The 20172-nt window shown below is 62.3% G+C and carries 16 protein-coding genes; 10 read left to right on the top strand and 6 right to left on the bottom strand.

Features of this window, described 5'->3' with window-relative positions; genetic code table 11:
• Positions 1-12: 12 nt before the first annotated feature.
• From FHT69_RS11860 to FHT69_RS11845, 4 genes are all read right to left on the bottom strand, one after another.
• Positions 13-1623, bottom strand: coding sequence for an ABC transporter substrate-binding protein (locus tag FHT69_RS11860; RefSeq protein ID WP_063476103.1), 1611 nt, complete (start codon positions 1621-1623; stop codon positions 13-15).
• 229 nt (positions 1624-1852) lie between these two features.
• On the bottom strand, positions 1853-3250 hold the full coding sequence (locus FHT69_RS11855) for an LLM class flavin-dependent oxidoreductase (RefSeq protein WP_063476104.1): 1398 nt from the start codon (positions 3248-3250) through the stop codon (positions 1853-1855).
• A 17-nt stretch (positions 3251-3267) separates the two neighbouring features.
• A complete protein-coding gene (locus FHT69_RS11850; RefSeq protein WP_063476105.1) occupies positions 3268-4329 on the bottom strand; it encodes an ABC transporter permease in 1062 nt (353 codons plus the stop codon).
• Entirely contained in the window at positions 4326-5810 is a 1485-nt protein-coding gene (locus FHT69_RS11845) for a sugar ABC transporter ATP-binding protein (protein WP_063476106.1), read from the bottom strand. The genes FHT69_RS11850 and FHT69_RS11845 overlap by 4 nt, the downstream gene beginning before the upstream one ends.
• Positions 5811-6043: 233 nt before the next feature.
• Between FHT69_RS11845 and FHT69_RS11840 the strand changes: the two genes are divergently transcribed.
• Positions 6044-7090, top strand: a complete 1047-nt coding sequence (locus FHT69_RS11840) for a substrate-binding domain-containing protein (protein ID WP_063476107.1) — start codon at positions 6044-6046, stop codon at positions 7088-7090.
• A gap of 76 nt (positions 7091-7166) precedes the next feature.
• Entirely contained in the window at positions 7167-8375 is a 1209-nt protein-coding gene (locus tag FHT69_RS11835) for an acyl-CoA dehydrogenase family protein (protein WP_063476108.1), read from the top strand.
• Between the two features lie 81 nt (positions 8376-8456).
• On the opposite strand, the gene FHT69_RS11830 is transcribed toward FHT69_RS11835, so the two are convergent.
• On the bottom strand, positions 8457-9674 hold the full coding sequence (locus FHT69_RS11830) for an SfnB family sulfur acquisition oxidoreductase (RefSeq protein WP_063476109.1): 1218 nt from the start codon (positions 9672-9674) through the stop codon (positions 8457-8459).
• A gap of 323 nt (positions 9675-9997) precedes the next feature.
• Here FHT69_RS11830 and FHT69_RS11825 point away from each other — a divergent pair, with 323 nt between their 5' ends.
• A complete protein-coding gene (locus FHT69_RS11825; protein WP_063476110.1) occupies positions 9998-11332 on the top strand; it encodes an LLM class flavin-dependent oxidoreductase in 1335 nt (444 codons plus the stop codon).
• Positions 11333-11395: 63 nt separating this feature from the next.
• Here FHT69_RS11825 and FHT69_RS11820 read toward each other — a convergent pair whose 3' ends face one another.
• Positions 11396-12439 (bottom strand): substrate-binding domain-containing protein, encoded by a 1044-nt coding sequence (locus FHT69_RS11820; protein ID WP_063476111.1) that lies wholly within the window; start codon positions 12437-12439, stop codon positions 11396-11398.
• 238 nt (positions 12440-12677) lie between these two features.
• Between FHT69_RS11820 and FHT69_RS11815 the strand changes: the two genes are divergently transcribed.
• The 7 genes from FHT69_RS11815 (at position 12678) to FHT69_RS11785 (ending at position 20139) form a co-directional block, all read left to right on the top strand.
• On the top strand, positions 12678-13712 hold the full coding sequence (locus FHT69_RS11815) for a Gfo/Idh/MocA family protein (protein ID WP_063476112.1): 1035 nt from the start codon (positions 12678-12680) through the stop codon (positions 13710-13712).
• Between the two features lie 11 nt (positions 13713-13723).
• Positions 13724-14626: a sugar phosphate isomerase/epimerase family protein gene (locus tag FHT69_RS11810; RefSeq protein WP_047613133.1), complete on the top strand. Its 903-nt coding sequence runs from the start codon at positions 13724-13726 to the stop codon at positions 14624-14626.
• Between the two features lie 62 nt (positions 14627-14688).
• Entirely contained in the window at positions 14689-15921 is a 1233-nt protein-coding gene (locus tag FHT69_RS11805) for an ABC transporter substrate-binding protein (protein WP_063476113.1), read from the top strand.
• 175 nt (positions 15922-16096) lie between these two features.
• Complete coding sequence (locus FHT69_RS11800; RefSeq protein WP_047613136.1) at positions 16097-16999, top strand: carbohydrate ABC transporter permease; 903 nt, start codon at positions 16097-16099, stop codon at positions 16997-16999.
• On the top strand, positions 16996-17823 hold the full coding sequence (locus FHT69_RS11795) for a carbohydrate ABC transporter permease (protein ID WP_063476114.1): 828 nt from the start codon (positions 16996-16998) through the stop codon (positions 17821-17823). Before FHT69_RS11800 ends, FHT69_RS11795 begins: the two co-directional genes overlap by 4 nt.
• Positions 17820-18890 (top strand): ABC transporter ATP-binding protein, encoded by a 1071-nt coding sequence (locus tag FHT69_RS11790; protein ID WP_063476115.1) that lies wholly within the window; start codon positions 17820-17822, stop codon positions 18888-18890. The genes FHT69_RS11795 and FHT69_RS11790 overlap by 4 nt, the downstream gene beginning before the upstream one ends.
• A gap of 226 nt (positions 18891-19116) precedes the next feature.
• The gene (locus FHT69_RS11785; RefSeq protein WP_063476116.1) at positions 19117-20139 is read left to right on the top strand and encodes a LacI family DNA-binding transcriptional regulator; all 1023 of its coding nucleotides are present in this window, start codon (positions 19117-19119) and stop codon (positions 20137-20139) included.
• The last annotated feature ends 33 nt before the right edge of the window (positions 20140-20172 follow it).

The following is a 20172-nucleotide window of genomic DNA, read 5'->3' as shown; positions in this document are numbered from 1 at the left end:
CTGCCGATCCTATCACGATTGCAGCGCGGTATCGCCCCAGTTCGAGACCGCCCAGCGCGGATTGTCCGCAACATTGAGTACGGTGTCGCGCGCGACGGTGATGAACCCCCATTCCACCACGTTGATCAGCGGCAGATCGGCGACGACGAGCTGCTGAAACTTGCGGTAGAGATCCGTGCGCGCCGCCGTGTCGACCGTCTCGGAGGCCTGTTTGATGATCTTGTCGAGCTCCGGATTGACGTAGCCGCCCTGGTTGGAGAAGGGCACGCCGGCTGGCGTCCCGGACTGGACGAGAATCGTGGTGGAGATCGCCGGATCGCCGCGGAAGACCGGCGGGCCGACGGCAAGGTCGAAGTCGTGGTCGGTATAAACAGCCTTCTGGTGCGCGGCCGCATCGGCATTAACGATCTCGGCATCGATGCCGATGACGGCGAGCGCTTGACGAAGGTAATCGCCGAACTGGCGGGTCTCGTTGAAATAGGGTGCGGGGCGCAGCTTCAGCGAGAAACGGTTACCATCAGGCCCTTGTTTGTAACCCGCCTTGTCGAGAATATCGTTGGCGGCGGCGGGGTCGAACGCATAGGTCGCGACATCGGATGTATAGAATTCCGGCGCATTCTTCGGCACCGGGCCGGTCGCAGCGGCGGCGTAACCGAGGAAGATGGTGTCGACCACGAATTTCTTGTCGATCGCCTGGGCGATCGCCTGACGGACCCGGAGGTCGGCCAGTTCCTTGCGGCGGTGATTGATCTCGACGACGAGCTGGTAGGTCAAAGCCTCGTAGCCTTTGGAGATCACCTTGATGCCCTCGACCTTGGAGATGCGGTCGAGATCGGCAAGCGGCACCGCCGAAAAGGCGGCAAGCTGGATTTCGTCAGCCTCGAGTGCTGCACCCGCAGCCTCGCGATCGGGCAGCACGCGGAAGATGATCTCGTCGAGTTTCGGCTGCTCCTTGTCCCAGTAACTCTCATTGCGCACCAGCCGGTAATATTCGCCGGATTTGTGTTCGGCGAACTTGAACGGCCCGGTACCGACAAGCGTGGTGTTAGCCGGATTGGTGGCAATATCGGTACCGTCGAAGATGTGTTTGGCGACGACGCTGGTGACGACAGGCAGGGCGTTACGGATCAGCTGGAACGGCGTCGGCTTGGAGAAGCGGAAGATGGCGGTGTAGTCATCGGGCGTATCGACGGCTTCGAGATTGGCAAAGACCAGACGGCCGAGATTCTGCAGCGGCTTCCAGATGTTGAGCGCCGAGAAGGCGACATCGACCGAGGTGAACGGCTTGCCGTCGTGCCAGGTCACGCCGTCGCGCAGCTTGAAGGTGACGGAGAGGCCGTCGGCCGACCCCTCCCAGGCGGTGGCGAGACGCGGCGCAAGCCCGTCCTTGCCGTCGAACGAGGCTTCGGCAAGCGGCTCGATCACCTTGCTCGCAACGAAGAAGACGCCGTTGGAGGCGACGATCGCCGGATTGAGGTTCTTCGGTTCGGAATCGGCCGCAACGATCAGCCGGCCACCGGCAGGCGCCGCCTGCGCCAGCGCCTGGCGAGCGAGCGCCGTCGAAGCGAGGAGCAGGGCGGTGCCCTTTATCAGTGTGCGCCGCGAGATAGATGGTACGGTCATGACCCCTCCTGATCGATCGAATTTCAAGCGCCCATATTCAGGGTGAAACGCCGATTGTCATAGAGGTTAAATTCTAAACCTCGGACACCGCGAGACATTTTTTGTCACCCAGAGCGCCGCGCGTCCAACAGGACGCGCTAAGGACGCTCTATCACTTTGATTGGCGCATCATCCTCCCCGAAAATCGGATCCGATTTTCGGGGAGGATGATGCGCCGGTCATTATTCGCTCAGCCGCTGGCGGCGACGCGGGTAGGCTCGCCGAAAAGATTGCGATAGGCCGCACCCGGATGCGGCGCGGCAAGCCGCGGCCCCGCTCCCCCGAGCTTTTCGCGCAGCGTTCCCTTGGCATATTCGGTCTTGTAGACGCCACGCTTTTGCAGTTCCGGCACCAACAGATCGACGGCATCCTCGAAACTTTCGGGTGTCACGGCATAGGCGAGGTTGAAGCCGTCGACATCGGTGTCCTCGACCCATTCCTGCATCAGATCGGCAACCGTCTGCGGCGAGCCGACGAAGACCGGGCCGAAACCGCCGACGCCGACCCAGTCGGCCATTTCGCGCACCGTCCATTCCTTGGTGGGATCGATGGTGGTGAAGGTCTCGACAGCCGATTGCACCGCATTGGTATGGCGGTGCCGCAGCACCTCGTCCGGCCCGAACTGGCCGAAATCGATGCCGGTCCAGCCGGAGATCAGCGTCAGCGCGCCTTCGAAGGAGGCGTATTTGCGGTATTCGTTGAATTTCCGCTGTGCTTCGGCATCCGTTTCACCGAGGATCACGGTCTGCAGGTTGAAGGCGAGGATTTCGCGCGGGTTGCGGCCGACGCGTTCGGCCGCCTCGCGGACATTGGCGACGTAACGCTTCAGCACGGCTTTCGACGGGGAGGCGACGAAGATGCATTCGGCATGGGCGCCGGCGAAATCCTTGCCGCGGCTGGAGGCGCCGGCCTGGTAGAGCACCGGCGTGCGCTGCGGCGAGGGTTCGCTCAGGTGAATGCCGGGCACGTTGAAATGCCTGCCGGAATGGCGGATCGGATGGACCTTGTCCGGATGGGTGAAGATGCCGGTTTCGCGGTCGCGCACGACGGCGCCATCCTCCCAGCTTCCCTCCCAGAGCTTGTAGCAGACTTCCAGATATTCCTCGGCGAGATCGTAGCGGTCATCGTGCTTCGTCTGCGCCGGCTGGCCGATATTGAGCGCGCCGCTGTTGAGGTAGGAGGTGACGATATTCCAGCCGACGCGCCCCTTGGTCAGATGGTCGAGCGTCGAGATGCGGCGGGCGAAGGTGTAGGGGTGCTCGAAGGAGAGCGACGCCGTCAGGCCGAAGCCGAGATGTTCGGTCTCGTAGGACATGGTGGGGATCAGCTGTAGCGGGTCGTTGACCGGCACCTGCGCCGAATGGCGAAGGGCGGCATCGACATTGCCGTTCAGCACATCATAGACTCCGAGCACGTCGGCGATGAACAGCCCGTCGAACTTGCCGCGTTCCAGCGTCTTGGCCAGATGCACCCAGTAGTCGAGATCCTTATAGGTCCAGGACTTGTCGCGCGGATGGCGCCAGAGCCCCGGCGACTGGTGTCCGACGCAATTCATGTCGAAGGCGTTGAGCCTGATTTCGCGGGTCATGTCTTTCTTCCTTGGAATTAGGGATTGCTGCGGCCAAGGCCGTAGGTCAGCGCTAAGGCGCCGACGAGCACGGCACCCTTGACGAAATCCTGGGTGTAATAAGGGGCGTTCAGCATGGTGAGACCGTTCAGCAGCACCCCGACGAAGACGGCGCCGGCAATGGTGCCGAGCACGTTTGGACGCCTGAGGTTGAGGACGGCAAAACCGATCAGCGCGGCGGCGACCGAATCCATCAGCAACGAGCCGCCGGAGGAGACATCGCCACGCCCGACGCGGGCGGCGATGACGATGCCGCCCAGCGCCGCCAGCGTGCCCGAAATCACATAGGCGAGCGTCTTCAGCCGGACTGTGGACGCGCCGGCAAGACGGGTCGCGACCTCGTTGCCGCCGGTCGCAAACAGCAGCCGGCCGATGCGGGTGCGTTCGGTGAGAATGAAGAGTGCGACGGCGACCACCGCCATCAGCACCACGGAGACGGGCAGGGTGCCGAGGATGCTATAGCGGCCGATCAGCAGAAAGGCCGGGTCGTAGGCGCCGGTCGCCTTCGAGCCGTCGGGCAGGGTGAGGCCTGCCGAAATCGACCGGCCGGCGGTCGGGATCAGTTGCAGACCGGAAAGCAGGAACATCATCGCCAGCGTCGCCAGGAGATCTGGCACCTTCAGGCGCACGATCAGGAAGGCGTTGACGAGACCGATCAGGGCGCCGAAGGCGAGCACCAGCGGCACCGTCACATAGGCATCGAGGTGCCAGACGATCATCGCATAACTCGCCGCCATCACGCTCGATGCGGCGACCGCGCCGATCGACAGGTCGAAACCGCCGACAGCCAGCGTCACGGTGACGCCGGCGCCAAGAATGGCAACGACCGATACCGCCTGCAGAATGCTCATCAGATTGGCGATATTGATGAAGGCGGGCTCGGCGATGGTGAAGCCGATGACGAGAGCCGTAAGCAGGATGAACACCGCACCCGCCCGGAGGAACGCCCCGAAGGCGGCAAGACGACCATTATCGGCTTGCGGTGATGCCTTCGGCCGGGCGCTTGCCTGCGGAAGAGTGTCGTCGTCGATCGTCGTCATGCGGGTATTCCCTGGATTGCGGAGGCAAAAGCGGCCCCGTGTGCCGCGGGCCTCAACACGTGGCGGTCGATGACGAGGATGCGGTCGGCCACTTCATAGGCCTCCTCCGGGTCGGAGGTCGCGATCAGCGTCGCCCGGTCGGTGCGGGCGCGGATTGCCCGGATGATGTCATGACGGGCGCCGACGTCGACACCCTGGAAGGGTTCGTCGAGCAGCAGCAGCCGGCTCGGTTCCGCCTCCCAGCGGGCGATCACCGCCTTCTGCTGGTTGCCGCCGGAGAGCGACCAGATCGAGGCGAGGGGACCGGCGGCCTTGATGCCGAGACGGACGATCGCCTGCTCGGCCTCGCGTCGTTCACGGCCACCGACCAGGAAACCGCGCGGATACCATTTGCCAAGATGCGGCAGGCTGATCGTCGCCGACAGCGAATGGCCGGGCCACGCCGGCGGCATCAGCGATGAACGGTGCCGGTCTTCGGCCGCCATCGCCACACCGGCGGCGATCGCTTCGGCCGCGTTTTTTGGCCGGTAAGGCCGGCCGTCGAGGAACATCGCGCCGCGCTCAAGCGCCGTCACGCCGAAGATCGCCTGGAGCAACCGGCTCTTGCCGGCGCCGAGCACGCCGGTAACCGCCACCACCTCGCCCTCATGCAAGGACAGATCGAAGGATGCGGCGTCAGAGAAGAGGCTGACATCACGCATCTCGAAAATCGCCGGATCGGTCGCAGGCCGCGCATCCGGCCGGGCCGCATCCAGTCTGCGGCCGATCATCGTCTCGATGGCGCTCGAAAAATCGATCGGCCGCGAGAAGGTGCCGACGACGCGGCCGCCGCGCATGACGAGCGCACGGTCGGCGATGGCTTCGAGATCGGCGGTGCGGTGCGAGATATAGAGGATCGCCAGGCCGCGCTTGCGCAGGCTGAGAAGAATGTCGAAGAGGCGGCGGCTTTCCTCTCCGGAAAGGCTCGCCGTCGGCTCGTCGAGGATGAGCAGATCGGCGCGGTTGGCAAGCGCCCGGGCGATCGCCACCAGTTGCCGGTCGGCGCTGCCGAGGTCGCCGAAATCACGATCGAGCGGCAGGCTGAAGCCGGCGGCATCGAGCATTGCCTGCGCGGCGCGGCGGATGCCGGCGCGCGAGACGAAGAAGGGCGCGCTCCGATCGGCGAACCGGTTGAGCAGCAGGGCATCGGCAACGCTCAGGCCAGCCGCGCCGACGAGATCCGTCGATTGATGCACCGTGACGACACCGGCCTTTGCCGCGTCGGCCGGGCTGCGCGGCGCAAAGGGGCGGCCATTGAAGCTGACCGTGCCGCCATCGGCCGGAAGGACGCCGGAGAGGATCTTTACCAGCGTCGATTTGCCCGCACCGTTGGCACCCATCAGCGCCACGATCTCACCGCGCTCCAGCGACAGTTCAGCACCGGCAAGCGCCCGCGTCGACCCGAAACTGCGGGTGATATTTTCAATGTGAAGAAGCGGCATTGATCATGTCCGGGACTGCATTTGTATCAGGAGTGTGCCCCGTCCGGGTGGTCGAACTCCAGGCACGCCTTTCCCTCACAAACTGTCCCCGGGAAACAAAGAATCTCCCGCAGCCCGGAAAATCGGATCATTTACTCTACTAAAAACATAGAGATTATATCTAAATAATCCGATGCGTCGCGGGGCTCCCAACCCGTCAGACGACGCTTCCGATTGCTAGAAGGAACGCGACGATGAAATCCCTCGCACGGCTCGCACTGTCTGCCGCCGTCATTCCGTTCATTTTCATTCAAGGCGCAAAAGCCGACGGCCTGTCCGGCGCTCCGGCCCCCTTTGATAAGGGCGGGGTCAAGGTGGCTCTGATCAGCTACATCTCGGCCGGCGATTTCTTCCAGGCCTACCAGGCCGGTGCGGAAGCCCAGGCCAAGGCGCTGGATATCGACCTGCGCGTCTTCCCCGGACGGCAGGACGCCGCCGAGCAGCGCGAGCAGATTCTGCAGGCGATCAATCTCGGCGTCTCCGGGATCGTCATCGACCACGGCCTTCCGGAATCGCTCGGCGACGTCGTGCAGCAGGCGCTCGACAAGGGCATCAAGGTCGTGGCTTTCGACGTCAACCTCAACAACCCCAAGATCCCGCAGGTGGAGCAGAGCGATCACGAGCTCGCCTCGCTGGCGCTCGAACAGGTGGTGAAGGACAACGGCAAAGACTTCAACGCCGGTTATGTCTATGTCGCGGGTTTTGCGCCGCTCGACCGCCGCAACGAGGTCTGGGACAAGTTCAAGTCGGAAAATAAGGGCGTGGTCGAAAAGGCCCGTTTCGGCAATGTCAGCGACACGACGGCGACCTCGACCGCCGACCAGGCGAAGGCCGCGCTCACCGCCAATCCCGATATATCGGTCGTTTTTGCCCCCTATGATGAATTCGCCCGCGGTGTGAAGCTCGCCGCCAACGATCTCGGCATTTCAGCTAAGCTGAAGATCTATTCGGCCGACGTCTCGACCGCCGATATCCAGGAAATCACCGAGGAAGGCAGCCCCTGGGTTGCGACCGTCGCGACCAATCCGGCCGTCGTCGGCGCCGTCTCCATCCGTGCCGCTGCCCTCGAGATCGCCGGTCAGACGGTTCCCCATCAGATTACCGTGAAGCCGACGCTTCTGACGCAGGAGAGCCTGCGGGCGGCCGGCGTCAAGACGATCGAGGAACTGGCTGCGAAGATTCCGGCCTTCAGCACGAGCGATGCGGCAACCGCGAGCTGGATTCCGGACAAGCTTTTCTGAGGAGGTCACGCTGATCCTTCCGGCGGGAGCCTCAAGCTCCCGCCGGATCATCTTTTGGAGAATTGGAGTTTCGCCCATGAGCCAGTCCAATGTCGTCTTCGCGGCCAGCCGCAACCCAACCCGAGCAGACCTCTTTGCCCGTGCGGAGGATATCTCTGCCGATCTTTCCCGGCGCGCCGCAGACCTCGACCGCGAAGGCCGTCCCCCGCTCGCCGAGATCGTCAAATTGAAGAATGCCGGGCTGCTCAATGCGTTGCATCCCACCCAAATCGGTGGCGGCGGCCTCGACTGGGTCGATGGACTGAGGCTGGTGCGCATTCTCGCCCGCGGCGAAAGCTCGATCGGTCAGCTGCTCGGCTACCACTATGTCAACAGCCAGTATATCTATTGGGCCCTCGATGCCGCCCGTGCCCATGCGCTGGGCAGCGATACCGTCGCGAGGAACCTCTATTGGGGTGCGGCGGTCAATCCGCGCGATCCCGGGCTGGTGCTGACTCGTCGTGGCAACGGCTATGTGCTGAACGGACGCAAATCCTTCTCCACGGCGGCACGGGTCTCCGACTACATCAACGCCAATGCCACGCTCGACGACAAGATCGCCGGCTTCGCCGTGCCGACCAATCGCCCCGGCTATGTCGCCAATGACGACTGGGACAATATCGGCCAGCGCCTGTCCGACAGCGGCAGCGTCGAGTTCCGCGACTTCCCGGTCTACGAGGAGGATTTCGTCGGTGCGCCGGCTGCCCCCGACGCAGCGCCGCCTGTATTGTCGACCTTCAACACGCCGTTCATCCAGCTGGTCTTCGTCAACTTTTATCTCGGCACCGCCGAAGGCGCGCTGCAGGCGGCCGTCGATTACGTCAGAACCACCACCCGGCCGTGGATCACGTCAGGCGTCGAGCGGGCGGCCGACGATCCCTATATCCTCGAACGCGTCGGCGAATTCACCGCGGCGCTGAAGGCCTCGGCAGCCCTTGCCGACCATGCGGCGTCAGCCGTGCAGGCGGGTCTTGCCCGTGGCAGCGACGTGACGGCGCGCGAGCGCGGCGAGGCGGCGGCGGAAGCTTATACCGCCAAGGTGCACGCCACCCATGTCGCGCTCGACATCACCTCGCGCGTCTTCGAGCTGACCGGCGCCCGCTCGACGGCAGACAAATACCGTTTCGACCGGTTCTGGCGCAATGTCCGTACCCACACGCTGCACGACCCAGTCTTCTACAAGGCGAAAGAAGTCGGTGAATTCGTGCTGAACGACCGGATACCGGAGGTCAGCCTCTATAGCTGAGGCGGCCACGGCTTCATCGACAATGAAAAACCCCACTGCCGGCAGCGGCGGTGGGGTTTTCGTTTGAAAGCGACGAAGGCTTCAGAGCGCACCGTTCTTCGGCGGCGTCACGCCGTTCAGATGGTAGTTGCCGACGACATGGTATTTCCAGCGCACGGGATCGTGCAGCGTATGGGTGCGGGCATTGCGCCAATGGCGGTCGAGATTGAGACCTGTTTGTACCGACGAGGTTCCGGCAAGCTCGAAGAGCGTATTCGCCGCCTCGATCGCCACCTCTGTTGTCAGCACCTTGGCGGCGGCAACCGCAAGTGTGGCCTCAACCACCTTTTCCTCGGTCGTCTCGACCTGCGCGGCATCGACCTTGTGGCCAGCGCGCTCGACAAGAGCGGTTGCGGCTTCCAGCCGGATGGCGATCTGGCCGACCTTGGCGATCGTCAGCGGGTCGTCGGAAGCGCGATCGAGGCCGCTATCCATCCACGGGCGGGATTTCGTCCTGACGAAATCAAGCGTTTCGGCAAAGGCCGCCCGCGCGATCCCGAGATCGACACCGGCATGGATGATCTGGCCGACGGAACCGATCGTCGTCGGCCGCTCGAAACCCTTGTGATGGAAGACCACGGAATCGGCGCTGACATAGACATTGTCGAGGATCGTCGTGCCGCTGCCGGTGGTGCGCTGGCCGAAGCCATCCCAGTCGTCGACGATCTCGACGCCTTCGGTGCCCTTCGGCACGAAGGCCATTGTCAGCCGATCCTCCGGATCGAGCGCGAAGACGGTGACCCAGTCGGCGAAGAGAACGCCGGTCGAATAGAATTTGCGGCCGTTGATCCGGTAGCCCGGACCATCGCGGGTGATGCGCGTGTTGTAATGGCCGACCGTCTTGGTGCCGCGCTCGGAAAGCGCATTGCCGAAACGATCGCCGGCCAGCACACGGCCGAAGAAATAGCGCTGCTGCTCTTCACCGCCATCGGTTCTAAGCGCCTCAAGAATATAGAAATGGTTCTGCGGGATCTGGCCGATCGAACCATCCGCCTCCGACAGGATCGCAGTGATCTCGGCAAGCACGGCGTTGGAGACGTCGAGCCCGCCATATTGCGCAGGCACGGTGATCGCGAGCAGACCGGACTGGGCGACAAGATCGAGTTCGGTAAACGGCAGGATCCGGTCGGCATCGCGCTCGGCGGCGCGCGCGGCAAATTGCGCCGCCAGTCTGCGGGCGGTGGCGATCGCTTCCTCGTCGCTGCCGATACGGGCGGCCACGGGCCGGATCTGATCTGTTGACCTCAGCACTGTGTTCATCGATGTCTCCAATTCTGACGAGCCTATCGGTGAAAGAAATCGAGCGTCGAGATAAGAGCACAAATTCTATAGAAGCCATCGAAAATGAAAAGTGTTTGCTTATCAGTCTCCAACCGCCGCGATTAGGGTTTGCGTTCTGCACCGGCGCGGCCAAGGTAGCTTGGCAAGCGATAAAATTCCCACCCGGAATTGCCGCTTCCGGTCTCGATTTGATTTCGGCGACTTCCTACGTAACCGATATCCCGCTGCGTCGCCGCGACGGTTGCAGAAAGAACGCCCAATGCGGGGCAGGCGACCGCCTTGCCCGATCCATGAGGAAAGTCATGACCCCACGGCAGTTGCGCCTCGGCGCCTTCATGCGTCCCGTCAGCCTGCACACCGGCGCGTGGCGCTATCCCGGTTCCTATCCCGACGCCAATTTCAATTTCGCCCATCTGAAGTCCTTCGCGCAGGCGCTGGAACGGGCGAAATTCGACGCCTTCTTCATGGCCGATCACCTTGCCGTGCTCAACATGCCTGTGGAGGCGCTGAGGCGCAGCCACACCGTGACCTCCTTCGAGCCCTTCACGCTGCTATCGGCGCTGGCGGCGGTGACGGAGCGTATCGGCCTCGTCGCCACCGCTTCCACCACTTTCGACGAGCCCTATCACATCGCTCGTCGCTTCGCCTCGCTCGACCATATCAGTGGCGGCCGCGCCGGCTGGAATATCGTCACGACGTCCAACCCCGACGCCGCGCTCAATTTCGGCCTGGACGAACATGTGGAGCATGGCGAACGTTATCACCGTGCGCGGGAATTCTACGATGTCGTGACCGGGCTGTGGGACAGTTTCGCCGACGATGCCTTCATCCGCGACCGGGAGAGCGGCCAGTTCTTCGATCCGGAAAAGATGCATGTGCTCGCCCACAAAGGCGAGGAACTCAGCGTCCGCGGGCCGCTCAATATCGCCCGGCCGCCGCAGGGCTGGCCCGTCATCGTCCAGGCCGGCCAGTCCGATCCCGGCCGCCAGCTTGCCGCCGAGACCGCCGAGATGGTCTTCTGTTCGCCGCGCGATCTTGCCGCCGGCAAGGCGCTCTATGCCGACATCAAGACCCGCATGGAAGCCATCGGCCGCAAGCGCGACCATCTGAAGATCCTGCCCGCCGCCTTCGTCATCGTCGGCGACAGCATCGAGGAGGCGCGCGCCAAACGCGCCACGCTCGACAGTCTGGTGCATTACGACAGCGCCATCGCCTCGCTTTCGATCGCGCTCGGTCACGACGCTTCGGGCTTCGATCCCGATGCGCCGCTGCCGGCCGATATTCCCGACACCAATGCCAGCAAGACCGGCCGCGCTCAGGTGCTGAAGCTTGCGGCGGAGGAAAATCTGACCGTGCGTCAGCTGGCGCAGCGCTATGGCGGCTATGCCGGCCTTGCCTTCGTCGGCACCCCGGCCAGTATCGCCGACGAGATGGAACGCTGGCTCGACGAGCAAGGTTCGGACGGCTTCAACGTCGTCTTCCCCTATCTGCCGCAGGGTCTCCTCGACGTCACCGAACGGCTGGTTCCCGAGCTGCAGCGCCGCGGTCTGTTCCGCAGCGAATACGAAGGCACGACACTGCGCGAACATCTCGGATTGCCGCGGCCGGAAAACCGGTTCTTCCCTGCTGGCACATGAGGCGTCGCCGCCGCTGGAATGGACGAACCTCGCTTCCGCTTTCCGGAAGCGAGCCGATAGCGCTCAGGCCATGACCCCGACCTGAAACGCATCGCTCTCACCCATTATCAGTTCGAGAGGCCAGACGATGTTGCGGCTCTCGTTCGGATAGAATTCCCTATAGGCCTGCATGTTGGCGAGAAGCATTCGGCCGAGCGCGACGCCGAGATCGTAGAGCGAGATACGGAAGCAGCTGAGCGACGGCTGCAAGAACCGTGCACGAGGAGCGTCGCGGAAGCCGATCACCGCAAGATCGCGGCCGGGCATGACACCTGATTCCATCAGGCGGCGGTAAAGGCCGATTGCCATCAGCTCATAGATCAGGATCACCGCCGTCGGCCGTTCTTCGAGCAGCAGCAGTTCATGGGCCGCCTGGTAACCACCCCGTTCGCTCGACTTGACGCGGATGACGAGTGCCGGGTTGAATGCGATACCGTGTCGTTCGAGTGCGCGGCGATAACTTTCGACAAAGAGATAACCGAGATTGGCTTCGCTCGACGGCGCGGTGATCGCGATCCGACGATGCCCCAGCGCGACCAGCCGCTCGACGGCATGGTCGGCCACGCCCTCGAAATCGAGATCGATCCATGGAAAATCGCCGGCCGAAAGGCTGCGGCCGAGCGCCACGAAGGGGATCTTCGCCCGCGACAGAAAGTCGATGCGCCGGTCGACGCGCTGCGTGTCCGCGATGATCATCGCATCGACGATGTGCCGTGCCACTATCCGCTTCAGATATTCGTGCGGGTCCTCGTCGCTCGGGCAGGGCAACATCACGAGGTCGAGCTTATGGCGGGCAAAGACGCTCTGCAGGCCGCTGGTGACGCCAAGGAAGAAGTTGTCGGCATTCTCGACCGTCTCCTTGCTGGATTCGATCATCAACCCGATGACCTTCGTCTCTCCCTGACGCAGGCTCCGCCCAGACTGGTTGGCGACATAGCCGAGTTCCTCGGCCGCAGCCAGCACGCGCCGGCGGGTTTCCTCGTTGACATCGGGCTTGCCGTTCAGGGCGCGCGAGACCGTGCCGATCGAAATATCCAGGTGGTCGGCGAGCTGGCGAATCCCCTTCATCGGTGGCGATTTTCCCTAGAGCATGATGCCGAAAAGTGTGCGCGGTTTTCGGACGACATCATGCTCTGTTTCTTTGGTTTAGATCAGGATTCAGATTTTAGGCCGACCCGGCCTAAAATCATCCGGATCAATTTGGCATCTGACCTCTATTGACACGGCAAAAAGTTTCCGCATACAGTCGTAAACGTTTACGGAGTGCGTGTCACTAGGAGTTGGCGCCATTCCCTCGGAGGAAATCGTGAAATTCAGTGCCATTCTGTGCGGGTGCGGAGCTATGTCCAAAGGTTGGTTGCGCGCGATCGCTTCCAACCCTCTGCTGGCCGATGCCATCACCATTGTCGGCCTCGTCGACCTGAACCGGAAGACGGCGGAAACGCTTGCCGCGGAATTCGGCCTCGAGGACGCCGTCATCGGTTCGGACCTGGCTGACGTCATCGCCGCCACCAAGGCCGATCTGGTCTTCGACATCGTCATTCCCTCGGCTCGATACGACGTCGTCTCGACGGCGCTGAAGGCCGGCTGCCATGTGCTCAGTGAAAAGCCGATGGCCGCTTCGCTTGCCGAGGGCGCTACGCTGATCGATCTTGCCGCCGAGACCGGGCGCATCCACGCTGTCATCCAGAACCGCCGCTTCATATCGGGGGTCCGGCGTCTTCGCCGTTTCGTCGACAGCGGCGCGATCGGCGACCTTACCGGCATCCATTGCGACTTCTTCATCGCGCCGCATTTCGGCGGCTTCCGCGAAGAGATGGACAACGTCCTGCTTCTCGACATGGCGATCCACACCTTCGATGCGGCGCGCTACGTCGCCGATAGGAAGCCGCTCGCCGTCTATTGCGTCGAGCGCAATCCAAAGGGTTCGTGGTATCGGCACGGCGCCTCGGCCAACGCCATTTTCGAATTTTCCGACGACATCGTCTTCACCTATCGCGGCTCCTGGTGCGCCGAGGGCGAGCGAACCAGCTGGGAAAGCCAGTGGCGCCTCGTCGGCTCGAAGGGAATGCTCACCTGGGATGGCGAAGAGAATTTCAAGGCGGCCGTTGCCGGCGAAGAGCCCGGCCTTCTGCATGGCTTTGCTGCCGTAAACGTTCCCGGTCCGGAACACGATGAGGAAACCCATGGCCATGCCAGCGTCATCGCCGACTTCATCGCGGCGATCAGCACCGGCAAGCAGCCCGAGACGGTCAATTCCGACAATATCAGAAGCCTTGCCATGGTCTTCGGCGCAATCGAAAGCGCCAAGACCGGCAAGCGCGTCGAAATTTCAGCATAGGATGACATGACGTGAGCAACCCTGCAAAATCCATTCGCATCGGCACCATGGTCAGCGGCAACAAGGGCGATGCCGCAAGCCGCATCGGCGATATCGCCGATATGGGCTTCGAAAGCTTCGAACCCTTCTTCTGGCAAACGACCAAGGGCCAGGACCTTGCCGAACTCGGCAAGCGTTGCCTCGATGCGATCGGCGACCGCGACATCACCATCTCGACGCTCGGCATGTTCGGCAATCCGCTTGAGGAAACCGAAATCGACCTCGAAACGCTGCAGGGCTGGAAGGATTGCATCGACAATGCCCATCACTTCGGCGCCACCTGCGTTGCCGGCTTCACCGGCCGCATCCGCGGCAAACCGCTGACCGACAGCCTGCCGCGCTACAAGCAGATCTGGAGCGAGCTTGCCAAGCGCGCCGCCGACAAGGGCATCAAGATCGCCTTCGAAAACTGCGCCATGGACGGCAATTGGGCGACCGGCGACTGGAACATCGCCCACAATCCCGATGCGTGGGAACTGATCTTCAACGAGACGCCTGATGATAATATCGGCCTGGAATGGGAACCGTGCCATCAGATGGTCTATCTGATCGACCCCTTGCCGCAGATCCGCAAATGGGCGCACAAGTTCTTCCATGTCCACGGCAAGGACGCGACCATCCGCTGGGAGGTCATCAAGGAACACGGCATCTTCGGCAAGGAGAAGTTCGTCTTCATGCGCACGCCGGGCTTCGGCGACAGCAACTGGACCGATATCATTTCCGAGCTGCGCCTGGCCGGCTGGTCGGGCTCGATCGACATCGAGGGCTGGCACGACCCGGTCTATCGCGACGCGCTTGAAATGACCGGCCAGGTCTATGCGCTCAACCACCTCAAGCATGCCCGGGGCGGCGAATTCGTCGTCGATCCGGCCTGATGACATCGTTTCCGGCAAGGAGGAATTGCCGGACACGGGGATAACCACAAAGGAGGAGAACCATGGCTATCCGCAAATATGCAATTCTGGGAGCGCTTGCCCTTGCAGGCGTCTCGCTGTTCGGTCTTTCGGCCAAGGCCGAGGACGTCACGCTGACGCTCTGGTCGCTTGACAAGGACACCCAGCCGGCGCCGAACCTCGTCAAGGAGTTCAACGCTCAGAACAGCGGCATCAAGATCGAATACCGGCTGATCCAGTTCGACGACGTCGTCACCGAGGCGATGCGCGCCTATGCCACCGGCCAGGCGCCCGATATCATCGCCGTCGACAATCCCGAGCACGCGCTGTTCTCGTCGCGCGGCGCCTTCCTCGATCTTACCGACATGATCGCCAAGTCGACCGTCATCAAGCCGGAGAATTATTTCCCCGGACCGTTGAAATCGGTCGAGTGGGACGGCAAGTATTTTGGCGTGCCGAAGGCGACCAACACGATCGCGCTCTATTACAACAAGGACATGTTCAAGGCGAAGGGCCTCGATCCGGCGAAACCGCCACAGACGTGGGACGAGCTGGTCGAGGATGCGCGCAAACTGACCGACCCCGCCAAGAACGTCTACGGTCTCGCCTTCTCGGCCAAGGCCAACGAGGAGGGCACCTTCCAGTTCCTTCCCTGGGCCCAGATGGGCGGCGGCAGCTATGAGCACATCAATGCCGACGGCGCGGTGAAGGCGCTGGAGATCTGGAAGACGATCATGGACGAGAAGCTCGCTTCTCCCGATACGCTGACGCGCGGTCAGTGGGATTCGACCGGAACCTTCAACTCGGGCAATGCGGCCATGGCGATCTCCGGTCCGTGGGAGCTCGACCGCATGACGCAGGAAGCGAAATTCGATTGGGGCGTCACCCTGCTCCCAGTTCCGAAGGAAGGGGCCGAACGCTCTTCGGCCATGGGCGATTTCAACTGGGCGATCTTTGCCACCAGCAAACATCCGGCCGAAGCCTTCAAGGCGCTCGAATATTTCGCCTCGCAGGACGACAAGATGTTCAAGAACTTCGGCCAGCTTCCGGCCCGTTCCGACATCTCGATCCCCGAAAGCGGCCAACCGCTGAAGGATGCCGCCCTCAAGGTCTTCCTCGAACAGCTGAAATACGCCAAGCCGCGCGGTCCGCATCCGCAATGGCCGAAGATCTCCAAGGCGATCCAGGACGCCATACAGGCGGCATTGACCGGCCAGATGAGCCCGAAGGACGCGCTCGACCAGGCCGCCGACAAGATCAAGGCAGTACTAGGCTGATCATTGGCTGCGAGCGAGCCGCTTGCTCCCTCTTCTCCCCCGCGGGGAGAAGAGGGACCGGAAGCAACGCGTCTTTTAACCGGATGAGCCTCGGTTCATCTCTTCATTTCCTCCCGGCAGGGGCCGTCTTCCGCATCATGCGCCAGGCGGCCCCGTTCGGAGTATCGGAGGACCCATGAAAAGGATCCTGATGAGCGTCAGGGACGGTCGCGGTTTCGATATCGTGCTGGTCGCTTTCCCGCTCGGCTTTCTGTTCCTGATGGCGGGGCTGCCGCTGATCTACAATGTCGTGATGAGCTTCCAGGAGGTCGACATGTTCAGCCTCGGGACCTTCTCGCGTCCCTTCGTCGGCTTCAAGAATTATACTGACCTCTTCGCGCAGCCGGAAACGCTGCCGATCCTCTACAACACCGTCATCTTCGTCACCGGCTCCATTGCCGGCCAGTTCCTGATCGGCTTCGGGCTGGCGCTGTTCTTCTGGGTCAATTTCCCCGGCGCCTCATGGATGCGCGGACTGTTCCTCGTCTCCTGGGTGATGCCCGGCCTCGTCGTCGGCGCCATCTGGAACTGGATTCTCTCGGGCGATTTCGGCGTGCTGAACTTCATCCTCAGGGAAAGCGGCATCATCTCCGGCAACATCTTCTGGCGCTCGGACCCGCATTATTCGCTCTATGCCGTCATCATCGCCAATATCTGGCTCGGCACTTCCTTCAACATGATCCTGTTGTCCGTCGGTCTCGCCGGCATTCCCGCCGATCTCTACGAAGCGGCCGAACTCGACGGCGCCAATATCTGGCAGCGCTTCTGGACGATCACGCTGCCGATGATGCGCTCGACCATCGGCGCGATCATCGCGCTCGGCCTGATCTTCACCCTGCAGCAGTTCGATCTCTTCGCCGCGATCACCTCGGGCGGGCCGAACAACTCGTCGAACGTCACCCAATACTGGGCCTGGGATCTCTCCTTCCGACAATACGACTTCGCCAAGGGTGCGACGATCTCCGTCATCATGATTGTCTTCGTCATGTTCGCCTCCGTCGTCTATGTCCGGTCCACACGCCACGAGGTACGCGGATGAATACGACCAACCGCGACCGCCTGATGTTCGCCATATCGGTCGTCATGGCGGCGATCTATCTCTTCCCGCTCTACTGGATGTACATCACCGCGCTGAAAAGCGGCTCGGAGATGTTCGCGACACCGCCGAGCTTCTGGCCGGCCGCTCCGCAATGGGCCACCTATGCCTATGTCTGGGAAAGCCGTGACATGGGCCGCTATCTCTGGAATTCCCTGGTGATCGCACTCGGCTCCATGGCGCTCATCACCCTGCTCGGGGTCGGCTGCGCCTATGTGCTCGCCAGATACCGCAATGTCTGGGTGGATATCGGCCTGTTCCTGATCCTGATGCTGCAGGTCTTGCCGGCCTCGCTGATGATCACGCCGATCTTCGTCGGCTTTTCGCAGATCGGCATGCTGGACTATCCAAGGCTTGCCGTCATCATCGCGGTCGCGGCAAAGAGCATGCCCTTCTTCGTCATCCTGGTGCGCGCCACCTTCATGAGCGTTCCCCAGGAGCTCGAGGAGGCGGCCCTCGTCGACGGCAATTCACGTGTCGGCGCTTTCTTCAACATCGTCCTGCCGCTTGCCCGCAACGGCATCCTGGTCAGCGCCATCCTGATCTTCATGCAGGCCTTCGGCGAATTCGTCTATTCGAAGTCGATGATCCAGGCGGTCGAGCTTCAGCCGGCAAGCGTCGGCCTCAATTCCTTCATGGGGCCGAACACCAACGAGTGGAACAACATCATGGCCTATGCCACGATGTATGTGACGCCGATCCTCGCCATTTTCGTTCTCTTGCAGCGCCGCATCGTATCCGGCCTCACCTCTGGAGCCCTCAAATGACCACGCAGATCGAGCTCAGAGGCGTCAACAAATATTACGGCGCCTTCCATGCCCTGAAGAATATCGACCTTTCGATCGCCAAGGGCACCTTCGTCGCGCTCGTCGGCCCGTCGGGCTGCGGCAAGTCCACGCTGCTGCGCTCGCTTGCCGGCCTCGAAAGCATTTCGACGGGCGATCTGAGGATCGCCGGCGAGTTGATGAACGGCGTGCCGCCGCGCAAGCGCGATGTCGCCATGGTCTTCCAGTCCTATGCGCTCTATCCGCATATGACGGTCGAGGAGAACCTGACCTACAGCCTGCGCATCCGCGGCATCGCCAAGGCAGAGGCCAAGAAAGCCGCCGAGGACGTGGCGGCGACGACAGGTCTTTCACATCTGCTGAAGCGCTATCCGCGCGAGCTTTCCGGCGGTCAGCGCCAGCGTGTCGCCATGAGCCGGGCCATCATCCGCCATCCCAAGGCCTTCCTGTTCGACGAGCCGCTGTCCAACCTCGATGCTGCGCTGCGCGTCCACATGCGCAAGGAAATCCGGTCGCTGCACGACCGGCTGCACGCAACCTTTGTCTACGTCACGCACGACCAGGTCGAAGCGATGACGATGGCCGACCATGTGGTGGTGATGCGCGACGGCATCATCGAACAGCAGGGCGCGCCGCTTGATCTCTACGACCGGCCGGCGAACCGCTTCGTCGCCGGTTTCATCGGTTCGCCGGCGATGAATTTCATTCCCGCGATCGCTGCAGAAGACGGCAGGAACCTGATCCTGGATTTTGGCGCGGTGAAGCAAAAGCTTGCGATATCCCGCGCCATCGAACCCGGCCGCAAGCTCATCGCCGGCATCCGCCCGGAGCATATCGGCGTCGTCGCGCCCGGGCAGGGCAGTTTCGATATACCGATCGCCTTCGTCGAATCGACTGGCTCCTCGACCTTCATCGTCGCGGAGACCCAGCCGGAGCTGACGATCGTCGAAACGCGGCGCGACAGGGTCAAGGCGGGAGACACGATCGGCGTGTCGGTCGATCCGGATCAGATCCATCTCTTCGACGCCTCGACGGACCGTGCCATATAAGGGCAACAGCCTGTCGGCTGGAATTGTCATAAAATCGAACCGGGCACCACCGGCGCCCGGTTGCGCGACAAGCTCGACCCGACGATTGCCAACGAGGATCGCCGGTCGAGCTTCCATCGGTTTATAAGAAAACAGATCCTGCACAGTCATTGCTGTTGACAACAGCGAACATTCCATATTGTCTTGTAAAGCGTTTTACTAAACCGCTTTACAATAGGTCCAGTCAATGGCCAAGGGAACGACTCCGAGTTTGAAAGATGTTGCGGCCGCCGCCGGCGTGTCGGTCACCACGGTGTCCCGTTTCGTCAACGGAAGCCTCGATCTTCCCTTTCAGACGAAGAAGCGCATCGAGGATGCGATCCAGACGCTGAACTACCGACCGAACCCGCATGCGCGCCGCTTAAGCAGGGGCCGCTCCGACACGATCGGCCTTGTCGTGCCCGATATCGCCAATCCCTTCTTCTCGACCCTTGTCGCCGCCGTCGAGCAGGCGGCCGATGAAAGGAAACTCGCCGTCTCGCTGCATGCCACCCTCAATCGGCCGGGGCGCGAGATCGAATATCTGCAGCTGATCGAGCGCAATCACGTCGACGGCTTGATCTTCGTCACCAACCATCCGGATGACGGTGCGCTGGCCGCCCTCATCAACGGCACCGGCAAGGTCATCATCGTCGACGAGGACATTCCCGATTCGAAGGCGCCGAAGCTGTTCTGCGACAACGAGCAGGGCGGTTATCTCGCCGGCCTGCATCTGGCCGAGCAGGGTCATCGCCATGTCCTCTTCATTGGCGGCGACGAGCGCATGATCAGCGCCCGCAGGCGTTATGGCGGCCTGCTGAAGGCGCTCAAGGAGCGGCATGGCAGCGAGGCCAGAGCCGACCGCTATGCCGGCGAATATACGATCGAATACGGCCGGGCGGCGGCGCTCGACTATCTCTCGGGAGACCGAAAAGCGACGGCGATCTTCGCCAGCTCCGACGAGATCGCCATCGGGCTGGTCGAGGTCTTCAGAAGCCAGGGTGTCTCGATCCCTGATGACATCTCGGTCATCGGCTTCGACGATGTCGGCCCGCTTCATCTCTTTGCGCCACCGCTGACGGCCATCCGCCAGCCGGTGCGCCAGATCGGCCGGCGGTCGCTGGAGCTGCTTCTGGAAACCAATTGGCACGAGTGGAAACCATCCGCTTCGGAGGAACTGGTGCCTGTCGAAATCGTGGTGCGGAACTCCGTTGCGCCGCCTGCGAAATAACAATCAGCAACGTCAAAAAACCAAAAGAGGATG

It is taken from the genome of Rhizobium sp. BK008 (assembly GCF_014197345.1).
GTDB classification, from domain to species: domain Bacteria; phylum Pseudomonadota; class Alphaproteobacteria; order Rhizobiales; family Rhizobiaceae; genus Rhizobium; species Rhizobium anhuiense.
This window is presented reverse-complemented; position numbering and strand designations above follow the sequence as displayed.

Bases quoted from the DNA above. Each gene is read 5' to 3' on its own strand.
- FHT69_RS11850 (WP_063476105.1), bottom strand. From the start codon at position 4,329: ATGACGACGATCGACGACGACACTCTTCCGCAGGCAAGCGCCCGGCCG.
- FHT69_RS11825 (WP_063476110.1), top strand. From the start codon at position 9,998: ATGACCCCACGGCAGTTGCGCCTCGGCGCCTTCATGCGTCCCGTCAGC.
- FHT69_RS11795 (WP_063476114.1), top strand. From the start codon at position 16,996: ATGAATACGACCAACCGCGACCGCCTGATGTTCGCCATATCGGTCGTC.
- FHT69_RS11855 (WP_063476104.1), bottom strand. From the start codon at position 3,250: ATGACCCGCGAAATCAGGCTCAACGCCTTCGACATGAATTGCGTCGGA.
- FHT69_RS11835 (WP_063476108.1), top strand. From the start codon at position 7,167: ATGAGCCAGTCCAATGTCGTCTTCGCGGCCAGCCGCAACCCAACCCGA.
- FHT69_RS11820 (WP_063476111.1), bottom strand. From the start codon at position 12,439: ATGAAGGGGATTCGCCAGCTCGCCGACCACCTGGATATTTCGATCGGC.
- FHT69_RS11860 (WP_063476103.1), bottom strand. From the start codon at position 1,623: ATGACCGTACCATCTATCTCGCGGCGCACACTGATAAAGGGCACCGCC.
- FHT69_RS11840 (WP_063476107.1), top strand. From the start codon at position 6,044: ATGAAATCCCTCGCACGGCTCGCACTGTCTGCCGCCGTCATTCCGTTC.
- FHT69_RS11790 (WP_063476115.1), top strand. From the start codon at position 17,820: ATGACCACGCAGATCGAGCTCAGAGGCGTCAACAAATATTACGGCGCC.
- FHT69_RS11830 (WP_063476109.1), bottom strand. From the start codon at position 9,674: ATGAACACAGTGCTGAGGTCAACAGATCAGATCCGGCCCGTGGCCGCC.
- FHT69_RS11785 (WP_063476116.1), top strand. From the start codon at position 19,117: ATGGCCAAGGGAACGACTCCGAGTTTGAAAGATGTTGCGGCCGCCGCC.
- FHT69_RS11805 (WP_063476113.1), top strand. From the start codon at position 14,689: ATGGCTATCCGCAAATATGCAATTCTGGGAGCGCTTGCCCTTGCAGGC.
- FHT69_RS11800 (WP_047613136.1), top strand. From the start codon at position 16,097: ATGAAAAGGATCCTGATGAGCGTCAGGGACGGTCGCGGTTTCGATATC.
- FHT69_RS11845 (WP_063476106.1), bottom strand. From the start codon at position 5,810: ATGCCGCTTCTTCACATTGAAAATATCACCCGCAGTTTCGGGTCGACG.